The organism is Paenibacillus marinisediminis (genome assembly GCF_054343325.1).
Map to the genome: position 1 here is coordinate 1,134,270 of NZ_JBTGUH010000001.1, position 23,298 is coordinate 1,157,567.

Below are 23,298 nucleotides of genomic sequence, written 5' to 3' on the forward strand. Positions count from 1 at the left end.
TTCAGCCTTTATCTTATAACACGCTTATGGGATATAGATCTGATCAGCTGGCGGCGTCTTTAACATATCCCATTCATGATCGATCTTCATCTCGAGATCAGACAGCATAAAGTAAGAATGACGAACCTCATTAGGCTTGTTAGGCACAGGATCATCCCAAGTTGCATCCACATGATACCATTGGTCATCGACTTGTACCATATTCCATGCGTGCAGCACTCCTCCTGCCTGCCCTTCAACAACTATGCTGGGAATGCCCGCTTCCTCCAACAGCATCTGCAGCAGAAGCGCATATCCTTGACATACAGTCGTCCCTTTCACCAACGCGTCATAGGTCGTGAAGGAGTTCATGCTTTCATCGTATGCCACGTGCTTAACTACATAGTCATGAAGCCATTTTACTGTATCTACCTCATTCATTTTCGCAGGCATCAGATCCTTAACAATACGTTTCGCTTCTTGACGGACATATTGATACTGTTCGTACGTTTCACGATAGCTCACATATACCGTCACCAACGCGTAATCATCAGCGCCTTTCCAGTGCAAGGAATAACGACTCACATTATATCGAATGAACGGATCCGAATATACGGCTTGCTCCAATGCCTGTGATAATTGCTTCGTTAACGTTTCCGTCTCACCATTATATCGAAATGTAAACATATCTTCACGCATACCCAATCTATCGGTTAACCACTCTCTTATCCCATCTTCATCATACATAATCGTATCCGAGTGCAGGGGCTCCGCTTCGACGATCGACCAAGTTCCCCCTTGGAGCATAATCGAAGCTAACAGCACCGCACTGAATACCCAGCGTAAAAAGTTCGACCTTCCGTTCTTTCGCTCTATCCGACTTGGACTGTATCGACTCCTATCATCTGCGTCTACCCAAGTGCACATCTTAGCGTGTTCCATTTCCTGCCCCAGCTTCTGCTTTGCTGCTTCTAACCTTTCTTCGCCTTTCCAGCTTCCTGCACTGCTCCTTCTCTTGCACAACTCGTCCAATACGTCTCACCTCCGGTTCTGGTCTACAACTGCTCTTGTGAGTGATTCGTATCGTACCATATGGAAATAGAGAAGACTGTCTAGTTATGGAAGCGCTGTAGATTTGCCCATTCTATGTTGTTCGAAGCACATCGACAATGACTGCCAAGCAGTCTCTTTCTGTTCCCATAAAAAACGCCTATTCCAGAAGGAACAGGCGTTGCGGGCAACCGATAATTGGCGAATAGAGCCGCATCATGACTAAAAATTATTATTTCGCGATGAGATAAACCCCGAACAAGATCACCAACACTCCAACGATCTTAGAAAGCGTCAAAGTTTCGCCAAAGAGCCATACTGCAGCAAACATCGCTAATACATAGGCGAGACTCTGCATCGGATAGGCCACACCAAGCGGCAGCCTCGATAAGACGATGAACCACAGGACGGTTCCGATCCCATATAGTGCAAAGCCTACCCATATAGAAGGTGAAACAATCAGCTTTATCCAATTCAGGCCGCCGCTCTGCTGTAAGCCAAACTTGAACATAATCTGGCCTATAACAAGCAAAATGATATTGCTGAACAAGATACCATAGCTAAGCATTTTACTCATCCGTCTGTGTACGCCCCTTCACTATACTCGGCCTAGGCCTGTGTGCTGGAAGCAGTGCTCACTCTATGCCACATGCTGTACCGCATGCCATGCCCTGTAATTGCTTCCATCCTATCATATGCAAACGGCACTCCGAGTTTCTTAAAAAGCCTCACCCTTCGTAGTCACTGGACTATTTGCGCTGGATGTCTTATGTCGGACAATTCTCTTCATTATGCTAGCAATCCAATCTAATGCCACCGCGGCATACATCAATAGAAATACGACATTCGGGTAGCCATATCGCGAGAAAGCGACGAAAGGAATATATATCGCTGTAAAATACGCAATGGTCAGCAAGATCGGCAGTTGATTGCCTAGCTTACCGGCTCGTTTGAATAGAATCAAGCCTAATACGGCAAGTCCCATTAAGATAGCTTGTATCACATACATTAGTTCTTTCGTGACAGGCCAGATTGGTTTCCAATAGTATGCATTAAGGTAGAGCCCCTCTAATTTACCTACTGTATACCAATATAGATAGGTAAGCGGCTCGTGAGTAAACCCGTATTTTAATATATCCAACCCTTTCTGGACCGCACTAGCATCAGAGCCTTTAAAATCTGGGTCGTACTCTGGATATGCATCGAAGAAACCTGCAGGAGGCAGTTCATAATTAATGCGCGTTCCTAACAAGAACGGACTGCCGCCCGAATTCGTAAATAAGATAAAGCGGTCGAACGTTACCATATTCCGAATCCACCAAGGCGATAGGAGAATCAGATATACGACTCCAATCAAGCATGTATATCGCAGGATGTCCTTCCACGAGTATCTTTCTTTCCACCACAGAATGAGCAATATGGCGGGAAATAGTGAAGCATGGGGTTTAAAATAAGCTGCTGCCGCTGTCAGCACACCAACCCAGACGTACCATGTCCATCGCTTTGATTTCACGGCGCTAATCATTACGCACACGAGCAGCAGAATCAAGGTTCGAAATATCGTTTCCGATAGGATAACACCTGACGAAAAATAATCGGGAATATACAATGCGCTCAAAAAGCAAGCAATCATCGCTATTCGAGAGTTGAATGCATATCTAGCAATAATGTACACAAGGTATAGAGAACCAGCTTGAAGCATGCATTGAAATATTCGAAATGCGATGACTCCCCCGCCATCCTGACCAAATATGGCCATAAAGCCCGCGAGAATAATAGGGAATCCTGGCATAATAAATGCCGATGGTTCATTTCCGCTGTTGTATACTAAGGTTCCTTCGTTTAACAGCACCTGAGCGGACCGAATATATTTCACATCATCGTTATTAGGGTTATGAAGATCCCCTAGCAAAAAGTAATTACCATAGTACAGAACGATAGAAACAGAGACGATGAACACACAAGCTATTAGTATTGTCAGCATCCGCCTAGCCTTGTGGTCTGATATTCGATAAGAAAACAAATGAATCCTCCTATTCCAGCGACTTACGCGATCTATCATTTCCTAACATAATACATGTATATATTAACCATACCGACATCATCTAGCAACCTATTTAATTGCACACTTGGTGCGGCATGTTATAACTCCCGGTCACTATGGCACATATATACTAGCGGCTCTCTCTACCCTAAGACGGTTTTTCCCTGTTATCTCTCTGGCGTCTGCTCGTTCCGCGTACTGTAACGGGGTTTAACCCGCTTACCGTGTCCGAGCCACTAAAAAAGGAGCCTGCCCCGAAGCGGATGTTCACGGCTTAAGGGCAGGCTCCTGTAAAAAAGTGATTGTCAGCTTAATCTAACTGTACATGGTGGACATGCTCCTGATAGAACGGCAGCACTGCTTTCCAAAAGCGTTCATCTTGCTCGGAACTGCTGTGACCCGGTGTATCTACAAGAACATGCGGCTGGGAATAATTCAGCTTATCCAGCGTGCTCGTTAGCTCACTTGGCGGAATAAAGGTATCTCCGCGTGAATGAGACATGAGCACAGGGATCTTGGCATCGCCGCGCTGCTCGTTACGCATGAGCGTAACAGCCAAGTCCAGCTCATCATAAGCTGACTTTGGAATGTGAGCGCGCAGCAGCCATATTCGCGGAATGAGCCAGGCCAGCGGAAATACCGGCATCTTGCGCCGCTTCAATTCGGCGGAGATCATCGTGAACGGCTTCGATGGCATCGAATCCGTCACGATTGCGCGCACTGGAATGCCCTCATCGAGCGCAAGCAGTGCCCCGAAGCCGCCAAGCGAGTGGCCTAGAACACCAATCTTCTCTGCGTCGATGTCTGCTCGTGATCGCAGATAGGCGACAGCGGCCTGCAGATCATCGCGAAACATCAGCGCAGATGCCGCTTTGATCGCTTCGCTCTCTCCATGATTCGATACATCATAGACGAGCACAGCATAGCCCGCTTCATTCAGGCGATCTGCATAACGCAGGACACGGGAGCGATTCGAGCTCCAGCCATGTGAGACCACAATGGCTGGACTTGGCTTGCCCTCCATCGTTGCCGGCCAGATCAGCCAGCCTTGCAGATTCACCCTGCCTTTAAACGTCACGGCTTCATACTTATGCTTAGGCTCACCCACAATCGGTTTCCTTGAGGGAGACTGACTCTTTACCGCAAGCACCCAGATCGCCAGCATGACTAGAACGACGAGCATGATCAGGGCATCTATACCAACAGCGAGCAGGTTCATGCTCGGACATCCTCCTTATTCCACATTTCGTGACAGTTCATGAGCGATCCTTACCCAATGCCGCGCATGCTGCTCCAACTTATCATATGCACCGGCCTTAATCAGATCCGCTCGCACCAGCTTAGAGCCAAGCCCAAAAGCCGAAGCTCCCGCTTGCCAATACATCTCTGCATTCGCCAAATCTACGCCGCCGGTTGCCATGATCGGGATATGATCCAGTGGTCCGCGCACTTCACGAATATAATCCGGTCCTAGTGCACCTAGCGGAAACAGCTTCAGCGCCTTAGCTCCTGCCTTCCAGGCCTTCACCATTTCCGTCGGTGTGAATACGCCTGGCCACACATCGATCCCCTGCGCAGCAGCATATTGTATAACTTCCTCATCTAAATTAGGAGTTATCAAATATTGAGCTCCTGCCGCTATTGCCTCTTGCGCCATGCTCACATCGAGCACAGTACCTGCGCCAATATAAGCCTCAGAGCCAAACAACTCGCGCCAACGTGCAATAATAGCAGGCGCGCCTTCCGTATTCATCGTCACTTCCATTAGTCGGATACCGCCGCGAACGAGCGCGCTCGCCGCTTCATCCGCCTGCTGACCAGAATACCCGCGGAAGATCGCAACAATGCGCTCCTGCAGCAGCAAAGCCGTCATATCCTGAATTGGAACGGATCTATCCATGTTATCCCAGCCCCCCGTTAACACCCTATTTTACTTAACGGCTGCCAGCTTCTCCACACGACTCTTAGCAAAGGCCGCGCTTCCAATGACACCGCCGTCATCTACTAATTCACCTTGCTTGATGGTCAACCGCTCTAAGTAACCGTGATACACGGAATTCTTCAACGTTTCCCGCACACTGCCGAACAATCGCTCGCCAGCGAGAGAACCGCCGCCGCCGATCACGATGACATCAGGGCTCAACAAGGAAATCGAATAGGCCAAGCCCTTGCCCAGCACTTTGCCGGTGTAATGCATAATCTCAATCGCTAAGGCATCTCCTTGATCATACGCTGCGGAGACATGGGCTGAGCTAAGCTCGCCTTTATCGTATGCTTCACGGAGCACGCTCTCTCTGCCTGCCTCTAATGCTTCACGCGCTTGTCTCGTGATACCCGTTGCGGAGACAACCGTCTCCAGACATCCAGTTAGACCGCAACCGCAAGGCGTGCTCTCGCCATCAATCGTGACATGGCCAAGCTCACCCGCCATGAATCCGCTGCCATAATACAGCTCGCCGTTCACGACGGTTGCTGCTGCTAACCCTGTGCCGATCGTCACGCCGTGTACGACACCCGCTCCGCGTCCCGCGCCGCTCATAGCTTCACCAAAAACGTACATTTTAACATCATTATCTATAAATACAGGAAGCCCGGTCTTTTCACCGAGTATACGTGATACTTCTACATTATTCCATTTTAAGTTTGAAGCGAATATCGTCACTCCTCGTTCTGGATCAACGAAGCCTGGACAACCAGCACCGACTCCAATGACATCTTCACGAGAAATACCTGCCTTCTTCAGAATCTCATCGATCAATTTTGCCATTTTGCTTAATACATAATCACTGCCAAGATGAGCTTCAGTAGGCGCTTTCAATTTGTCGATTAATTTATAATCTTCAGTTACTAAGCCGCATACAAGGTTCGTACCTCCCAAGTCCATCCCAATCATATAACGCATGGTTTCTCCTCCTGATTACATTATGTAATTTAACAATACAGCTTATTATAGCACTCCAAGGCAAAAAATTGATCTAAAACCTAGTTTTATGAGCAATCTGAGACGAGACCTAACTTCCGCCTTAAAATTGACAAATAAACATGAAATTTTTACCAAGACTTCGACCTATTGAGAGGATATAATAATTACTATGATTCTTGTCACACTTACAATCTATTGCCTATTTCGTCACTCATTCTCAACTCAATCGAAGAGGTGGATATCATGACCTATGTTGATATTAGCGAAATTAGTCCTCAGCTATTTGTAACCGTTTTATTCTTTTTGATGATTGTATGTCCGCTCGTCAGTCTAGGCATCGTTCGTTTATTCCAGCAGAAAGTGAAGAGCGGTATCTCGTACATTGCATCCGCTGTCGTTTCCTATGTCATTTTCTTAATTGTAGCCGACATGGTTGCGAAGACGTGGGGATAGTTTCTGAAAAAAAAGATGCACTCGAAGTTCTCTGCAACTTCAAGTGCATCCATATAATATTCTAATTATCCTTGATTCGGATCGTTTGACTGTTCATCGGAAGTGACCACTTTATCAACTTGGATTCCAGCAGCCTGATAGAAGGCTTTCTTCTCTTCATTGAATTGAGTCGTGTAATCATTGAACTGCTGCTTCAATTCTTCTACCTGCAGGAACGCTTGATTACGCGATGCTACAGCATTTTGAATCGATTTGAGATTCGTCTCCTGCGCCTGCAGCTCTTCATAAACGGCTTGCTCCGCCTTAATCCACTCGGAATAGCGTTGATGCAAGGTCTGGAAAGTATCATATCGTTTCGTATAAGCCGTAACGACTTGCTCCGCTTTCTGCTTCAATTGATCATCCTTCAACTTATCGATCTGTCCTGTCAACTCGCCGAACTGAGTCTTTCCTTCATCCATTTGCTGCTTAACGGAATCCAGCGTTTGCTGGCGCTCCTGCAAGGAAGCTATAGAATTCGTGATAAGCGTCTGCACATTAGCACTGTCGCTTTCACCTTTATTAATAATAGTTTCGTACTGTTTCTGATCCTTCTCTTCCAACTGCTTCAAATGTTCAAAGTCAGCTGGCACCTGAGTCTCTACTGCTGAAGCCTTCTCAAATGATAGGAATAATTGCTCTTGAGCAGGCGTTCCGCAGCCCGTCAATACGATTGACAATGAAAGTACGGCAACTGCTGCTGCCACCGCCTTCTTTATAGTTAACACTTGACTTCACTCCTCTTACAAACGCTCATCGTGTTGGAAATTGCACACGAAATGAGCATTTGGGTCATACACTTCGAATTCATAGCCTTGCGAACGAATATAGTCGATGACAGGCTGCAGCATATCTACTGTCTGTTTGCGGTCATGCATAAGTATAACTTCAACGTCTTCTGTTAGAGTCGATTTGACCTGATCTAATATCCCACTTGGATTATTGGCATATTGCCAGTCATTCGTATCCAGTGTCCAGTCCCACATCTTAAAGCCCGCATCTGCAATATCCTTGCGGAAAGCTTCATCAATTTGCGGGGCACTGCCGTAAGGCGCTCGAATGAGCGTTGGTTTGAACCCTGTTAATTCCTCTACGATGGACTGAGCCTCAAGGAATTGATTCACAAAATTTTGTGAGCTTCCGCTCTTATACAATTCCTTATATTCATGGTTCATGCTATGCAGTCCAGGATAATGGCCATTGTCGTAAATTTGCTTCACCATGTCTGGATATTGACGCATATTGTCGCCAAGCATGAAGAAAGTCGCTTTAATATCGTTCTTATCTAATAATTTTAATAGTTCAGTAGTATGTTTGTTGGGTCCATCATCAAACGTTAAGTATGCGATCTTGCGTTTAACACCATTGTATAATGTCGGAGCTTGCTTCTCTTTTGCTGCAGATGCAATGGTTGCAACCTCCGTAACGACTATTGAGTCATTCTCCGTCGAAGCTGCCGAAGCGGTATTATCGAACAAGCTTTGACCAAGGCTATAAATACCTGCTCCCACCATCAGCATCAATGCAAACAGAACGGTGCGGCCAATCCATTTCTTCTTATTCCGGCGCCGCTGGTTCAGCGGCCCAGCACTTCGTTCTATCATTTTACTCTTCACTTCCTTTAATAATAAGTACTACATTACTATAAACCTATTTTAGCACGATAAAATGACAGATTCATTACAATTCTTGTAAGAATAGGGCGAAAAACAATACATTGTTGTTACTTCTCATGATTGTAGAGTGAATCTGTCGAATTGGTTCATATATTATATTCACAATGCTAGAAATGGTACTAGTACTAGGATATTGAGGATAAGGCTCCCTATTATTGAGTTATAGATTTTCCTTTGCTACAATCAAGAACATAAACACTGGTCATGGAATCCATCGAAAAAGTGAGAGATGAACATGTTAAATGTACACACGGAACGTAGAGGCACTCATGCGGTAAAATGGCAGATCGGGGAAGAAGATATTATTCCTATGTGCATAGCGGATATGGATTTTCGGATTGCAGAGCCGATCATTCAAGCTGTTTCTGCTAAAGCAGCCCACGGAATTTACGGTTACTCCATTGCATGCGAGGAATATGAAGACGCCATATGCGGATGGTGGAATCATCAGTACGGATGGAAAATAAATAAGGAATGGCTGTGCTTTAGTCCTGGTGTTGTGCCTGGTTTGCATATGTTGCTTCAAGTGCTGACTAAGCCAGGGGACCGCGTAATTGTGCAGACTCCTGTATACCCGCCATTCTTCGATGTCATTACTCACAACGGCTGTGAAATAGCTGCCAATCCTTTGCGTCAAGGTGTTAACGGTTATGAGATGGACTATGATGATCTTGAACGTCAAGCAGCTCATCCTTTGACGAAAGCAATCATCCTATGCAGTCCGCATAATCCTGTCGGACGCGTGTGGACGCGTGAAGAACTGACACGAGTCGCGGATATTTGCATGAGACATGGGGTGACGATTCTCTCGGATGAAATTCACGGTGATCTGACGTTGTTTGGACATCGTCTCATCCCATTTGCTTCATTAAGCGATCAGATTGCGGAGCATTCCGTCGTCTTGTCGGCTCCAAGCAAAACCTTCAATATTGCAGGACTTCAGACCTCGGTTGTATTTATCCCTAACGAAAGCCTGCGAGCCGCATATAGAGACACTTTGAACCGCATCGGACTGATGCGCCCTAACGCATTTGGCGTTGAAGCTACGAAAGCGGCATATCGTGATGGTCGAGAATGGCTCAATGAAGCTCTCACATATATCGAAAATAATATGACATTCGCATTGGACTATCTGAAGCAGCATATGCCAGAGATCCGCTGTGTGCAACCGGAAGCGACTCATCTGCTCTGGATGGATTGCCGCGATCTGGGTATGACGTCAGATGAACTATGTCACTACTTCCTTCATGAAGCGAAGGTGCGGCTCGGCAACGGCCAGACCTATGGCCAAGGCGGAGAAGGCTTCTTGCGCATGAATGTCGCCTGCCCGCGCGAAGCGCTAAGTGAAGCGTTGACGCGAATCGAGCGAGCGCTGCGACAGCTTCGTCTTGAGTCTAAACAATAGGACCTGCTGTGCTTGTGCTGCCAATATTAAGAAGCGGCATTCCATTGTATTGCGCCGTACTTGTCCATTATGCATAAGCGAACATAAAAAGGATCGTTCCGAGTCAGGTTGGTTGGACTCAGAACGATCCTTTTGTGTTTAGAATCGGGAGCGGACACACAGGCCCTTATTTGCAGTCGAAACTGCTAATTCGATATGCTAGCGGACCGTAGAGCCGCTATTTGACCAAAACTTAGCCGATATTGGCTAAATGTTAAGAAATAACGGCTTCTGTGTCCGTTAAACTCAAAATAGGCCATAATATCACAAAATAGCGGCTCCTGTGTCCACTAAGTCTCCCTGCCATTTCGGGAACGGACACACAGGCCCTTATTTACTGTTAAAACCGCTAATTCGATATACTGGCGGACCGTAGAGCCGCTATTTGACCAAAACATTGCCGATTATGGCTAAATGTTAAGAAATAACGGCCCCTGTGTCCGCTCACAAGTAAAGAAGTCTCCCTACCATTACGGGAGCGGACACACAGGCCCTTATTTGCAGTCGAAACTGCTAATTCGATATGCTGGCGGACTGTAGAGCCGCTATTTGACCAAAACTTAGCCGATATTGGCTAAATCTTAAGAAATAACGGCCCCTGTGTCCGCCAAACTCAAAATTAGCCGTAAAACCACTAAATAGCGGCTCCTGTGTCCGCTCATAAGTAAAGAAGTCGCCCTGCCATTTCGGGAGCGGACACACTGGCCGTTTATTGATCGCCCTGCTGCTTCTCCAGCGCCGCCTTCAAGAGGTCGCCCAGATTCGAACCGATCGACTCCTGCCGACTGTATTGCTGCACGAGCTTGCGCTCCTCGTGCTTCTTGACCTTGCCGCCTGACGCTTCCAGCTTCTCGACAATGTTGCACGGCAGGCATTGGAAGTACTTGCCCGCCTTCCCGTCCTTCAGCTCCATCTTCTTGTGACAGCGCGGACAGCGCTTGTTCGACAGTTGCTTCTCAGCTGAACGCTTGTAATCACATTCCTTGTTCGAGCAGAGCAGCATCTTGCCGCGCTTCGTCTTGCGTTCCATCATGCGCGAACCGCATGTAGGGCAGTGGCTGTGCGTCAGATTGTGCGGCTTATACTCCGCCTCACTGCGCTTCACGCTGCTGACCAGCTCCTGCGTCATGGTGCGAATGCCGGACATAAACTCTGCCGACCGGCCTTCGCCGCGAGCGATGCGCTCCAGCTCGCGCTCCCACTTCGCAGTCAGCTCTGGTGTGCGCAGCTCAGGCGCTACAAGCTCGATCAGCTGCTTGCCCTTGCCAGTCGGCTTCAGATGAGCGCCCTCCCGCTCGATCGTATCGGACGAGACGAGCTTTTCAATAATGTCCGCGCGTGTCGCCGGCGTGCCTAGACCGTGCTTCTCCATCTGCGTGAGCAGCGTCGCTTCCGTATGGCGCGCAGGCGGCTTCGTGCGATCACGATGCACGTAGAGGCGCTTAACCGGAAGCTTGTCGTTCACGGCGAGGCGAGGAATCCGTTCGTGTTCACGCTCGGAGGACGCTTGATCCTGCTCGTCCTCGTCGTCCCGCCAGTCGTTGTCGTACGCCTGCCGCCAGCCGCTCTCCAGCATCGTGCGGCCCTTCGCGTTAAACGACTCGCCTTCGATCGCGAGCGTCAGTGCTACCTGCTCATATTCAGCAGCAGGCATAAACAGCGCCAGGAAGCGGCGCGCGATCAGATCGTACAGCTTGCGCTCCTCCGGCGAGAGCTGTGCCAGACGCAGTGCTTCATCCGTAGGGATAATCGCGTGATGGTCTGTCACCTTGCTGTCGTCCACAATCCGCTTCGTGATCGGAAGCGGCCGCTTAGCAAGCGTCTTCGCGAGCTGCGCGTAAGGTCCGACAGCCATCGCTTCCAGACGCTCCTTCAACGTGCCTGTCATATCCGATGACAGGTAACGGCTGTCTGTCCGCGGGTAGGTCACGACCTTATGCTGCTCATACAGCCGCTGCAGCACATTGGAAGTCTGCTTCGCAGAGAAGCCGTACTTCCGGTTCGCGTCACGCTGCAATTCCGTCAGATCGTAAGCGAGCGGATGCGGCTCCTGCTTCTTCGTCTTCTTCAATTCCTTCACAACCGCCGCTTTACCAGACAAGCGCGCAAGCTTCGTCTGCGCTTCTTCCAGATCAAACAAGCGCGCATCGCCATTCGCGCCTCTCCAGCTCGCTTCAAAGCTGCCGAAGTCGGCAATAAGCCGATCATATTCCTGCGAGCGGAAGTTCGCGATCTCCTGTTCGCGCGTCATCAGCATACCAAGCGTCGGCGTCTGAACGCGTCCAGCCGACAGCGGCGTCTCGAACTTGCACGTCAAGGCGCGCGTCACATTGAGCCCGATCAGCCAATCGGCCTCCGCGCGGCAGCGTGCGGATTCATACAGACGGTCGAACTGGGCTCCCGGCTTCAGTGCCTTGAACCCTTCGCGGATCGCCTTGTCCGTCTGCGACGAGATCCATAGCCGCTTGAACGGCTTGTTCCACTTCACCATCTGCATGATCCAGCGAGCGAGTAGTTCACCTTCGCGCGCCGCGTCTGTCGCTACGATCAGCTCCTTGAAGTCGTTTCGCTTCGCGAGCTGCTGTACAGCCTTAAACTGGTGCGACGATTCCCGCAGCACCATCAACCTCATCTTCTCCGGCAGCATCGGCAGATCTTCCAGCTTCCACTGCTGATACTTCTTGTCATAATCATCCGGCTCCGCCAATCCGACCAGATGCCCAAGGGCCCATGTAACCACGTAGTTCGGACCTTCAATATATTGCTTATGCTTCTCGGTGCAGCCGAGCACGCGCGCGATTTCACGCGCGACGGACGGCTTCTCCGCTAATACGAGCGATTTCATAGCTTCATCCTTCCATCAATCCTTTAGGGCTTTCTCTAGCAAGATGCCGCACCGTCAATCCCCGACGAATGCGCAATGGGCATCAAGCAGCCGCAACTATTATACCATGCGAGCTTCCAGCTTACTTATGACGTATTACAGCGAGCGCACCGCACCGCCATCGGCAAGCAGAGCTTGTCCCGTCACATAGCTGTTCACCGGCGATGCCAAGAACGCGATCAGCTGCCCCATTTCCTCCGGTGTTCCGTAGCGTCCGATTGGAATGCCCGCGATTTCCTTCGCCGTTACTTCCTCCAAACTGATTCCTTGTCGCTCAGAAGTCAAGCGATCAAGCTGGATAATTCGATCCGTGCTGAATCTTCCCGGGCCGATCGTATTAATCAGTATGCCTTGCGACGTAAGCTCTGGAGCCAGCGTCTTCGCGAGACCGAGCACGCCGACTCGGAATGTGGACGACAACGTTAATTCTTCGATCGGCTGCTTATGCGACGAAGACGTCAAATTAATGATTCGTCCATATTGCTGTTCCCGCATATAGGGCAGCACCGCGCGAATCGCGCGCACATAGCTGAGCAGGGTTAACTCAAAGCCCGCCTGCCACATCTCATCACTCAGTTTATCAAATGTTCCTGGAGCCGGCCCGCCGCAGTTGTTGACCAAGATGTGCACTGTGCCATACGCCGCTGCGGTTTCAGCCGCAATCCGTTCGATATCAGCCGCCTTTGTAATGTCAGCCTGCACCGTCAACGGTCGCTTGCCTGTCTGCTGCTCCAAGCGCTCTGCCGCTGCTGTCAGCGAATCCGCATGACGGCCTACCAAAGTCACGTTGGCGCCTTCCTTAGCTAGAGCCTCTGCCGCTCCATATCCAAGTCCTTTAGTCGATGCCAGAACGATTGCCGTCTGATTAGCTAATCTCAAATCCATTTGCCTGCACCCCATTTTCGAAATGATAAGACTATATCCTCATTATACCAAATGTCCGCTCCCCAACTCCTCACGTAACCATACAGCTTTGTACCTTAGCAGACATCTACTTGTTCTCCTGAATCGTCCATTCTATGATAAGAGATAATAAAGTATTGCAGGAGGAGAATGTGACTCTATCATCAATGGCTAAGCTTCGACTGAACGGATTACAACTCAAAACATTCGCGCTCGTGTTAATGGTGCTCGACCATATTCATCAGTACATTCCGGATATGCCCATCGTCTTGAACTGGGCAGGGCGTATCGTTGCGCCAATATTCTTCTACCTCATGGTTGAAGGCTTCCGCAAGACAAGAAACAGAAGACGGTACATTACGAGAATGTGGATTGCCGCTGTTGTTATGGATCTCGGCAGTTTAACGCTCATGAGTCTATTTCCGGGCGGTCCAGTACCCATCACGAACAATATCTTCATCTCGCTCGGATGCGGCCTGCTGCTGCTGCAGGCTTGGGAATGGATGACGCGCAGAGAGTATCTCTACCCGTCGATCTTATTCTTCTTCGTTGCCATGATGGGCGGAATGCTGGCAGAGGCGGGGATACTCGGTATCGTCATGACCATCATCTTCTATTCGTTGAGCCACTCGCCGCGGAGGATGAGCGCTGCTTACATTGTCTCGATGCTGCTGCTCACGATCGGCATGGATGCACTAGCATCCACCGCGCCGCTTAACTGGCACACCATATTCTTCGAAAGCTATCAATGGATGATGATCGGAGCGATTGTGCCCATTCTGATGTATAACGGCAAACGAGGCCATAGCGCCCCTTGGATCAAATACGCGTTCTACATCATTTATCCGCTGCACATCTGGGTGCTCTACTTGATCTCGCTTCAATGGCGTTAAACCATATCATCAATTGATCAAGATCAGCACGCTTGACAGTCAGTTATCTCATGGCTACATAATAGGTTGTAAACCGTATGTTTCCATAGTCATGCACATGTATTGCATATGGTATAAGGACACGAAAGGAGTGAATTGCCCATGCCTTCTCTCTATGAGCTTCATGTTAAGCAGCCTTCCGGAAATATGCTTCCTATGAGCGATTATGAAGGAAAAGTGCTGCTGATCGTCAACACTGCCAGCAAATGCGGCTTCACGCCGCAATTTGAGGAGCTTCAAGCGCTTTATGAACAATACAAGGAGCAGGGGCTCGTCGTGCTCGGATTTCCATGCAGTCAATTTAATGACCAGGAATTTAGCGATATGCAGGAAACGCTTGATTTTTGCCAGATGAATTATGGGGTAACGTTCCCGATGTTTGCAAAAGTGGATGTTAAGGGCGCTCAAGCTTCTCCGCTGTTTCGTCATTTGACCAGTGAGAAGAAGGGCTTGTTCGGCTCGGAGGACATCAAGTGGAACTTCACGAAGTTCCTCATTGATCGCTCAGGACAGGTCGTTAACCGCTATGCGCCGCAAACCAAGCCTTCCAAGATCGCTAAGGATATCGAGGAACTGCTCTAAGGTGACAAAAGGGACCGCGCTCTCACCGAGACGGTCCCTTCATAATTTATAGGATTAGGATACGGAAAATGTATTCAGATCCCGCAACGTGTTAAGCGTAATAATTCCCTTCCACTCTTCCTTCGCCTGCTGCCAAGCCTCTTCGAATTGACCCCAGCTCCATACAGGATGCCAAGCTCCATCTTCCTGCTGTTGAGCCAGCAGATGCTTGATGTTCGCTGTGATACTATCCTTATATTTCTCATAGTATGGAGAGTTAGTGCCCTTAACGACTTCCAACGGAGTCAACGAATACTGCAGCCACTCAGCAGGATCGGTCTTCACGCAGCGGTGAACCATATCATCGAGCTGTGCACGCATCTGCTCCAGCACTTCTGAAGGGACGCGCTTCGCCATCCGCAGCGCACAAAGCAATTCGTGAAAATCATCGAGCGGAGATTCCTCCGTCATATAGCTGACAGCATGCTCGGTAATCTTCTCCCGAAACTCGAGCGGACCGTATGGAAATTCATATAGATAGCCCACAAGCTCCAGATTAGGATTCCCCCAGCCGTTATGCAGTTCTCGGTAAGTCCACCACGGAGCGTGCGGCGCACTGCTCACAGCATGAGGAACGATCTCCCATCCCTGACGCCCCGTATCATACTGGTCCAGTACATAGGTCATCGCGTCTTGTATGAGCTTGTGTTCAGCGGACAATTTCATGTAAGACATGATCTGCAACGCAACCGTAGTCGCAATAATGGAGGAGGACGCCATGCGGATATCCGGCTCGAGGCCGTGACCGAAGCCTCCATCACGGTTCTGAAACTTCGCTAATTCCTCGACAACCCTCTCAGCTGAACCAGATTCATATTCCCATTCATACAGCGCTCGTTCCAACGGTCTCGCCTTCGTCTTCATATACTGGACCGCACGTTCGATCTGCTCAGTCCGCGACATTTCCGCCATGGTTTATTCCTCCTTTAAATCCTTTGAATAAAGCATATGTAACCATTCGCCCCAGGGCGGCTCCATTCCTGCTAATGGCAGGTCCTTTGTGATTTCTAGGTTTTCTGTACACTTTATCATATAATAATATGAAATCCAGGCACTTGATACTCTGCATTATACTGTTGAAGGAACGATACATACATGAGTTCGCATCATCCTAAGAAACCTAGATTCAGTCATACTCGCGAAGTTCTGCGCGTGTGGAAGTATGCTTGGCGACCCTTTCTCTCATTTGAAATTGGTTATAAGCTGCTGACAATAGGCGTTTTCTTACCCATTATCAACATTATCTTTAATAAAATACTCGATTGGAGCGGATTATCAGCCGCCGCCAATCATGAGCTGCTGCGCTTCGTATTCAGCCGCTATGGTCTGTTCTGCTTGGTCACGCTGGCTCCGATTGTCTTCCTGCTCATCTATATCGAATACGCAGTGCTCATCTATATCGCTTATTACGGCATGCACGGCCAACGCGCCCGAGTCTTTGCCGTGCTGCAGCACGTGATCTCGCAATTGCCGAGCCTGCTCAGATTCGGTTCCTTCGGCATCGCGGTCTATATGATGCTGCTGTTGCCGCTGCTTGACGCCGGCTTCGGCGCCTCTCTGCTGCCAGGGTTCAGCCTGCCGAACTTTGTAACTGGGGAACTGGTAAAGACCAGCATCGGCTTATTCAGCTTGATTGGCGCTACGGTTGTCATCATTGTCTTGAACGCGCTGGCTATCTACGCGCTCCCGATCATGGTGCTCGAACGGACGAACCGCTTCTGGCCTGCGTTTCGCAAGAGCAGACAACTGTTGGCGCGCAGCAAGTGGATGCTGCTGAAAGCCTTGCTGGAATGGCTTGCCATCGCTGTTCTAAGTACCATCGTGCTCATTATTCTTGCAATTGGCGCTATACTGCTGATCACGATGAACGCCGAGGAAGAACAAGCCCTAACTTTGACTCTCGGCTTTATCATCAGCTTCGGCGTTTATATCGTTTCGCTCTTTGTGACGCCCTTATTTATTTCGTTTATCACCTTATTGTATAATCGGTACACCGATCCAGCTGACATTGATCTGGAGATTAGAGAATGGCAGTTGACGCAGTGGAATCCACGATCCCTCATAGCCCGCGGTTTCAGTTGGCGCAAGCTCAGCGCAACGATAGGTATTCTGCTGATGCTGGGCATCGGTTGGATCCTCACTGCTGAATCCAGCCCATGGGGGGAAGCTAGAGAAGAATTTACGATAATGGCTCATCGAGGATATGTGGCCGAGGGTGTTGAGAATACGATGGAAGCCTTTGAAGGAGCGATACGTTCTGGGGCCGAATATATCGAGCTTGATATTCTGCAAGCTGCAGATGGAGAGCTTGTCGTCCTGCATGACTCCAACTTGAAGCGCCTGACAGGACAGAATGTGAACATGTATGATCTGACACTGCCTGAGCTGCAAGCTTTAACGTTGCGTCAGGGAAAGTTTGAGGGTACGATCCCTTCGTTGGAAGAAGTGTTAACAGCGCTCAAAGGGCGAATCAAGCTCAATATCGAGCTTAAGACACATGGCCAAGAACAAGACTTGGTTCCTACATTTATAGAGACTATCCGGCGCCATCAGATGGAGCAGGAAATTATTGTCCAGAGTCTTGACTATAAACTCGTCCGAGCAGTCAAGGAGGAAGCGCCAGATTTGACTGTCGGTTATGTCATATATGCAACCTTCACCGACATCAACAAGTTCAATGCCGACTTCTATGTCATAGAAGAGACGCTCGTCAACGCGAGACGCATAACTTCAGCCAAGATCAGCAACAAGCCTCTATTCGTCTGGACCGTAAATAATCCGGAAGCTATTGAGCATTACTATACGCTCGGAGTGGACGGCATCATCACGGATATCCCTGCTGAAGCCAAGCAGATTCGTGAGAGCCTGCAGCAAATAGAGACCACCGTTCAGGTTGGCGCTCAATAAGCCCAACACGTCTATAATCATAACAAGCGAGATCATGTAGGACAGCCCTGACATCATCTCGCTTGCTTTTGGTTTAATTACTGTATTAGATCTATTTGATAAATACGCCGCCAAATGGAATTACTTCGCGCAGGAAACGCTTGATGATTCCCGCATCTTCCATATGACTTTGCAGCTGACTATCAGCTTTACCCGTCTGCAGCAGCACGTACCCTTTCCCCGTCAACTCCCAATGATAGTTCATGTGCTGACTGGCAAGCGTGTTTCCGTATACGCTTGGCTTCAGCTTCGCATTTTCCGGATAAGCGACCAGACAGCTCACATCGACATACGTAGGATTATCGGGATCCAGCTCCATCCGATACAAAGGCCCGCAGGATACGATGCCAAGCACCCCATCTTCCGCACTGAACTTCATCTTCACCAATTCACGAGTGATGACGGCGTTCTTGAACGTCTGTACGCGTCGCTCCACCTTCATCCCTTCCGAATAGAACAGCACATGCTTCCACTCGAACAGCAGGTCGGAGCCTGCTGTAATCGGAATCGTCTGCATGCTGTAGCCTGCGGGAAGTCCAAGCATGAACCGCGCCGGACCCGTGATCCGCGATTGAATCAGCTTGCGCTTGCGATACATGCCCATGAGATCGGTAAACCGATCTTCACGCTGCGACGGCTTGCCTTGAAACGATAGAATTTGCTGCGGATGCAGCACGGTCATCGTCTCCTGATCCTCTAGCTCAACTGATATCACTTGCGAGAGCACGCTCTCGACTTCATTTACAATTCGCATCTTATCCCCTTCAACTGCTGCCATGACGGCGCCATACGATAACTCTCATGACACGCGTCAACGCAAAATACAACAACAGCAACCCTGCCCCAGTCAAGACTGTCGTTGTTATACGCTTTGTCCGCAGCTTCTGCTTCATTTCCTGCTCTTCCAGCAGCAGAATGCGCTTCGATAATTGTTCATTCTGCTCCTTAAGCGCTGCATTCTCCGCATTTAATTGTGAAGTCAGAGTTTGATATTCCTTCTGCGTATTGGACAGCGTCTGCTGTGTATTGGTCAGTGTCTGCTCGATCTCATCGTACTTGGACTTTAGCTGCTCAACTTCGCTAGGCACCTCAGAAATGCCTGTGATCCAGTTCCATATTCCAGCTTGTGCTTGCGGAACCGGACCGCTTAGGAACAGAATACCTGCAATGGCTGCTGCACATCCCAGTTTGCGCCAAACCTTCAACTCCCTAGCCGCCATGTCCCACTCCCCTTTCACACAATCGTTATCTTTTATGTATCTGAGTCGAATCTATCAATCCGCGGCAAAAAACTTCCTATACTAGCAATATATACGATTTAGGGCGAAAAGTAGTTGCAATTTGTCATCCTGTGGCAAATAGACAAAAAAGACCGCGCTTTCAATCACAAAAGTGACGAAAGAACGGTCCTTCTCCATCATGCTATGCTTGAGCATCCTGTTGAATCATTTCCATCAGCGTATCCGCTTGGTGGTTGACCTCATCGGATGCCTCACGAATGTCGGACAGCATCGCAGAGAGAAATTCAACATCATTTAGTACTCCCTGACTCTGTGTATGATGAGCTTCAATCTGATCGACTATAAATTTAAAAAACTGCGAAGCCTTGTGATTCCCGTTCGTACCTTCCTTAATCTTATCGTCTACCTGTCGCATAACCTCGTTAATACCCGCTACCTTCTCATTCGTCTTGCCGATTAGCTGTTGAATGACCTGCGAGGATTCATTCGTTTGCTCTGCCATGCGGCGGACCTCCGCGGCGACAACACCGAAACCTCTGCCATGATCCCCCGCGTGCGCGGCTTCGATCGCAGCGTTCAAGGCGAGCAGTTGAGTCTGCTGCGTAATCCCTTGTACGATGTCCATGATCTGATAGATCTCTTCCGAGATTGACATGAGTTCAGCCATGCGAGTCGTTACTTCAGTCATGGAGCAGACGATATTGTCCATCTGCGCTTGTTGATTGTCCAGCATATGACTGCCTTCATTGGACAGATCGGCTACCTTATTCGACGTATCCGAGCTGCTCTTCATCTTCTCTAACATGTGCTTGGAGCGCTCAACCATCTCATTCAAGGATTGCTGAGTTTCCGCTGTACAATGACTCAGGCGCTCACTTGCAACGGATACCACCTCACGCACCTTGCGCTTCTCCGCTTCCGTTGCCTCGCGGATTCTGTCATTCTCCTGCTCATAGGCTTCAAGAACAAGCTGCTGCTCCAGATTAAGCAGACGATTAAAGGCCTGCTCGATCGCCTTGAATTCTTCCACATTCAATCCTAATTGATAGGCAACGTCTAGAATAGAAATGCGCAGCGTTTGAAATGATGCAATATACCACTTAGTTGGCAAGTGAATTCGAACATGAACATGCGCCACGATCTGACGCCTCCGTATGTACGCTTGGTCGATGCAGCCATCGAACATCTGCATAATGTGCGGACGAAGAGTTTCCTTCAAGCGTTCCGTATGGCTATGCTTGAGAATAATGTCAGAAAGCATCTTCTCTTGATTGACCGTACGATAGAACGAATCGATGGTTTGATTGATGCAATCCTCTACGTATGGTTTTAGATGCTTTAGGGTAGCCAAGTCATTCACTGTCAAGCCAATCATCTGAATCTGGCGCATGATATCATCAGCAACATCGATTCTACACTCATTGGGTTGTATAGTAGTGAAGAACGATGTCTTCTTACGAATTTTTTGGAACATGTGGATTATCCCCCTCGATGCAAGCAGCACCTATCTGTGAGGTTGATCATACCACACCTTTCCCGTATGCGGGTATTCCAATAACCTAAATATTCGATAAAATATTCCATTTTTCTCGAAATTATTCGACAACCTTCTTCGTTAGCCCACCATATCCTTTATAAGCTTTGACTCTTTCGTCTGCGCAGGTTTATTGAATACGAAATACATGTGCAATCGGAGCAGCTTCATGGATAGAGGTTATCGGTAACTTCACCTCAATGCCTGAAGATGTCTGTTTGAATTCCAAGCCTTCTGGTCCGTTAACCAGATCAACACGACTTGCGTCGCCCTTATAAGGAATATGGACCGTTTCTTCCACTATATCTTGTTCGTTGCCGTACATGCGGAAAGCATATACGGTATCGCCTTTACGTGTCAATGCACATCCAGGCGTAAAGTATGGCTCGCATGCGCGTGTTCCATAGATGCCTTCACCGTACACCTTCATCCAAGCGCCAAGCTCTTTCATGCGCTGAATGGCACCCTCCGGTAAGCGGCCGTCAGGCTGAGGTCCCACGTTAAGAGCTAGGTTCCCGCCCTTCGCCACAACCTCAAGCAGCAGATGGACGATCTCACGAGTCGACTTGTACTCATCTTCGTAACGGAACGAGAATGAGGTTCCTATCGTGATGCAGCTCTCCCAAGGCACGCTAAGTCGGCGGCTAGGAACGGATTGCTCAGGTGTTACATAGTTCTCGTACAGCCCGCCAATCGTGCGGTCTGCCGTTAACAGCCATGGCTGCTTCTCGCGTATCTTCGTTACAATCTCACCAAGACGAATATCCTGCTTGCCGCAGCCAACCCAACCTGCATCCAGCCACAGCACATCGATCCGACCGTAACGAGTCAGCAGCTCTTCAATCTGATTGTGCGTGAAGGAAACAAAGTTATCCCATAGCCAAGGGTATTGCTCTGGATCATATGACGGTCCGCGAGACGTTTCACGTCCGCGCTCCATCCCTGGAGCCCAGTAAGTCGGCGTGTTCCAGTCTGCTTTTGAGAAATAAGCCGCAATCGCTAAGCCTTTTGCCCGGAATGCATCAAACAGCTCGCGGCAGATGTCTGCGTACTTGTGCGTGTGGTACGGACAATCCTTGCCTGTGACACGATAATCCGTCGTATGCGTATCCCACATGCAGAATCCGTCATGATGCTTAGTCGTGAATACTAAATACTTGAATCCGCCTTCTGCGGCCAGATTCGCCCATACGTCTGGTTGAAAACGAATGGGATTGAACGTCTTGTTCAGGTCAAAGTATTGACGCTTCAATTCTTCGCCATCTACATCCCAATCGATGCCGTTGCGCGACCATTCTCCATCCTGATCGCTCAGTGCCCAAGACTCCACTACGCCAAGCTGCGAATAAGGTCCCCAGTGCATCATTAAGCCCAGCTTCTGATCCTGAAACCACTCCAGACGCTCCAGCAAGATCGGATCTTCTGGCTTTACCCATTCCTTCTCACTGCTGTAATTATGTACGCCATGCTCAACTGCCTCTACTTCTTCCTCTATTGCTGCTGTTTCAAGTTCGGTTTGCTGATTGGATTCAGTCGACATTGCTCTTACCTCCTGACGCCTTTTCAGTGGATTGTACTCCCTTCATTTGTACAGTATCCGTGCGTGAAGAGCAATATACCGTTTTCAAAGGCTATACTATTTTCGTATGCCCGAAATCACTTACACTCCAGGATTTGTATCCATTATTAGTAAATTTCGTATCCTGTTCAAGTTCCTTGCATGTTATAATGTTTCCAGTTCATAAATGGAGGGGAAATCATGGGTCGTTTGTTCGATATACAAGTTTCTGATCCGTTTGCTGCTTATTCCGCGCCTCACATGATCGCTCTCGCTATACTGGTCTGCCTTGCCGCGATGCTATTCGGACAAAGGACGCGACTTCGGCATGAACGGAGCGGGCAGTATGTGCGCTATACCCTGCTTGCCGTATTGGTACTTTCTGAACTGTCGCTGAATGCATGGTATATCTCCCAAGGCATTTATGACATCAAGGAAACACTTCCTCTCGAGCTGTGCTCCATATCCCTATATCTCTGTGCAGCCATGCTCATATGGAACAGTCAACGCATCTTCCAAATCGTATACTTTACAGGAATCGGAGGAGCGCTTCAGGCGCTGCTCACTCCCGCGCTCGATTACGGATTCCCGCACTTTCGCTTCATCGAATTTTTCGCGGCGCATATCGCGATCATACTAGCGGTCCTGTACATGGTGTGGGTCAAGCAGTATCGTCCAACGTTGAAGTCTGTCTTCCTGACAATGGGCTTCCTGAACTTCCTGCTCGTTACTGTAGGCACCGTAAACTTCCTGACAGGCGGCAATTACATGTTTCTCGCCCGCAAGCCGGAGACAGCATCACTTCTGGATGTACTGGGGCCTTATCCTTGGTACCTTCTCTCTCTGGAGGCAGTCGCGTTATTGCTGTTCCTGCTCTTGTACCTGCCATTCGCGATCTCTGATCGCGTTCGACGCAGGTCTACTCAGGCTGTATCCAGATCATGAGATTACTTACAAAAAAGGAGCAGTCTCATTAGTATCAACATACTAGTGAAACTGCTCCTATCTATAATTATCAAAGCCCGCGCGCGGATGGGCGATACCGTGCGCTTCCATCCTACAGCTGTCCAC

At 48.9% G+C, this 23,298-nt stretch carries 21 protein-coding genes; 6 read left to right on the forward strand and 15 right to left on the reverse strand.

The window, feature by feature from the left end; genetic code table 11:
* Positions 1–24: 24 nt before the first annotated feature.
* The 6 genes from ACXX53_RS05315 to ACXX53_RS05340 form a co-directional block, all read right to left on the reverse strand.
* Complete coding sequence (locus tag ACXX53_RS05315) at positions 25–1,011, reverse strand: transglutaminase domain-containing protein (protein WP_458567534.1); 987 nt, start codon at positions 1,009–1,011, stop codon at positions 25–27.
* Between the two features lie 250 nt (positions 1,012–1,261).
* Complete coding sequence (locus ACXX53_RS05320; RefSeq protein WP_458567535.1) at positions 1,262–1,606, reverse strand: EamA family transporter; 345 nt, start codon at positions 1,604–1,606, stop codon at positions 1,262–1,264.
* A 141-nt stretch (positions 1,607–1,747) separates the two neighbouring features.
* Positions 1,748–3,052, reverse strand: a complete 1,305-nt coding sequence (locus tag ACXX53_RS05325) for an ArnT family glycosyltransferase (RefSeq protein ID WP_458567536.1) — start codon at positions 3,050–3,052, stop codon at positions 1,748–1,750.
* 331 nt (positions 3,053–3,383) lie between these two features.
* Positions 3,384–4,292, reverse strand: coding sequence for an alpha/beta hydrolase (locus ACXX53_RS05330; RefSeq protein ID WP_458567537.1), 909 nt, complete (start codon positions 4,290–4,292; stop codon positions 3,384–3,386).
* 15 nt (positions 4,293–4,307) lie between these two features.
* The gene (locus ACXX53_RS05335) at positions 4,308–4,973 is read right to left on the reverse strand and encodes a bifunctional 4-hydroxy-2-oxoglutarate aldolase/2-dehydro-3-deoxy-phosphogluconate aldolase (RefSeq protein ID WP_458567538.1); all 666 of its coding nucleotides are present in this window, start codon (positions 4,971–4,973) and stop codon (positions 4,308–4,310) included.
* A gap of 30 nt (positions 4,974–5,003) precedes the next feature.
* Positions 5,004–5,975 (reverse strand): ROK family protein, encoded by a 972-nt coding sequence (locus tag ACXX53_RS05340; RefSeq protein ID WP_458567539.1) that lies wholly within the window; start codon positions 5,973–5,975, stop codon positions 5,004–5,006.
* Positions 5,976–6,239: 264 nt separating this feature from the next.
* Here ACXX53_RS05340 and ACXX53_RS05345 point away from each other — a divergent pair, with 264 nt between their 5' ends.
* The gene (locus tag ACXX53_RS05345) at positions 6,240–6,449 is read left to right on the forward strand and encodes a hypothetical protein (protein WP_458567540.1); all 210 of its coding nucleotides are present in this window, start codon (positions 6,240–6,242) and stop codon (positions 6,447–6,449) included.
* A 65-nt stretch (positions 6,450–6,514) separates the two neighbouring features.
* Here ACXX53_RS05345 and ACXX53_RS05350 read toward each other — a convergent pair whose 3' ends face one another.
* Positions 6,515–7,216, reverse strand: coding sequence for a YkyA family protein (locus tag ACXX53_RS05350; protein ID WP_458567541.1), 702 nt, complete (start codon positions 7,214–7,216; stop codon positions 6,515–6,517).
* 15 nt (positions 7,217–7,231) lie between these two features.
* A complete protein-coding gene (locus tag ACXX53_RS05355; protein WP_458567542.1) occupies positions 7,232–8,092 on the reverse strand; it encodes a polysaccharide deacetylase family protein in 861 nt (286 codons plus the stop codon).
* Positions 8,093–8,393: 301 nt separating this feature from the next.
* Between ACXX53_RS05355 and ACXX53_RS05360 the strand changes: the two genes are divergently transcribed.
* Positions 8,394–9,569, forward strand: coding sequence for a MalY/PatB family protein (locus ACXX53_RS05360; protein ID WP_458567543.1), 1,176 nt, complete (start codon positions 8,394–8,396; stop codon positions 9,567–9,569).
* Between the two features lie 748 nt (positions 9,570–10,317).
* Here ACXX53_RS05360 and ACXX53_RS05365 read toward each other — a convergent pair.
* Complete coding sequence (locus ACXX53_RS05365; RefSeq protein ID WP_458567544.1) at positions 10,318–12,453, reverse strand: DNA topoisomerase III; 2,136 nt, start codon at positions 12,451–12,453, stop codon at positions 10,318–10,320.
* Between the two features lie 135 nt (positions 12,454–12,588).
* The gene (locus ACXX53_RS05370) at positions 12,589–13,377 is read right to left on the reverse strand and encodes an SDR family oxidoreductase (protein ID WP_458567545.1); all 789 of its coding nucleotides are present in this window, start codon (positions 13,375–13,377) and stop codon (positions 12,589–12,591) included.
* 170 nt (positions 13,378–13,547) lie between these two features.
* On the opposite strand from ACXX53_RS05370, the gene ACXX53_RS05375 reads away from it, so the two are divergent.
* Together ACXX53_RS05375 and ACXX53_RS05380 are read left to right on the forward strand one after the other, a co-directional pair.
* Positions 13,548–14,288 (forward strand): TraX family protein, encoded by a 741-nt coding sequence (locus ACXX53_RS05375; RefSeq protein WP_458567546.1) that lies wholly within the window; start codon positions 13,548–13,550, stop codon positions 14,286–14,288.
* 141 nt (positions 14,289–14,429) lie between these two features.
* Complete coding sequence (locus tag ACXX53_RS05380; RefSeq protein ID WP_458567547.1) at positions 14,430–14,909, forward strand: glutathione peroxidase; 480 nt, start codon at positions 14,430–14,432, stop codon at positions 14,907–14,909.
* A gap of 54 nt (positions 14,910–14,963) precedes the next feature.
* Here the strand turns inward: ACXX53_RS05380 and ACXX53_RS05385 are convergent, their stop codons facing one another.
* A complete protein-coding gene (locus tag ACXX53_RS05385) occupies positions 14,964–15,860 on the reverse strand; it encodes a hypothetical protein (RefSeq protein ID WP_458567548.1) in 897 nt (298 codons plus the stop codon).
* A 183-nt stretch (positions 15,861–16,043) separates the two neighbouring features.
* Here ACXX53_RS05385 and ACXX53_RS05390 point away from each other — a divergent pair, with 183 nt between their 5' ends.
* On the forward strand, positions 16,044–17,855 hold the full coding sequence (locus ACXX53_RS05390; protein WP_458567549.1) for a glycerophosphoryl diester phosphodiesterase membrane domain-containing protein: 1,812 nt from the start codon (positions 16,044–16,046) through the stop codon (positions 17,853–17,855).
* Between the two features lie 91 nt (positions 17,856–17,946).
* Here ACXX53_RS05390 and ACXX53_RS05395 read toward each other — a convergent pair whose 3' ends face one another.
* The 4 genes from ACXX53_RS05395 to ACXX53_RS05410 form a co-directional block, all read right to left on the reverse strand.
* A complete protein-coding gene (locus tag ACXX53_RS05395) occupies positions 17,947–18,672 on the reverse strand; it encodes an AIM24 family protein (protein WP_458567550.1) in 726 nt (241 codons plus the stop codon).
* The gene (locus ACXX53_RS05400; protein ID WP_458567551.1) at positions 18,659–19,114 is read right to left on the reverse strand and encodes a hypothetical protein; all 456 of its coding nucleotides are present in this window, start codon (positions 19,112–19,114) and stop codon (positions 18,659–18,661) included. Before ACXX53_RS05400 ends, ACXX53_RS05395 begins: the two co-directional genes overlap by 14 nt.
* 202 nt (positions 19,115–19,316) lie before the next feature.
* Entirely contained in the window at positions 19,317–20,609 is a 1,293-nt protein-coding gene (locus ACXX53_RS05405; RefSeq protein ID WP_458567552.1) for a protoglobin domain-containing protein, read from the reverse strand.
* 190 nt (positions 20,610–20,799) lie between these two features.
* Positions 20,800–22,209 carry an alpha-L-fucosidase gene (locus ACXX53_RS05410; protein WP_458567553.1) on the reverse strand — a complete coding sequence of 470 codons (1,410 nt, stop codon included), beginning with the start codon at positions 22,207–22,209 and terminating at the stop codon, positions 20,800–20,802.
* Between the two features lie 219 nt (positions 22,210–22,428).
* Between ACXX53_RS05410 and ACXX53_RS05415 the strand changes: the two genes are divergently transcribed.
* On the forward strand, positions 22,429–23,172 hold the full coding sequence (locus ACXX53_RS05415; RefSeq protein WP_458567554.1) for a YwaF family protein: 744 nt from the start codon (positions 22,429–22,431) through the stop codon (positions 23,170–23,172).
* Positions 23,173–23,298: the final 126 nt, after the last annotated feature.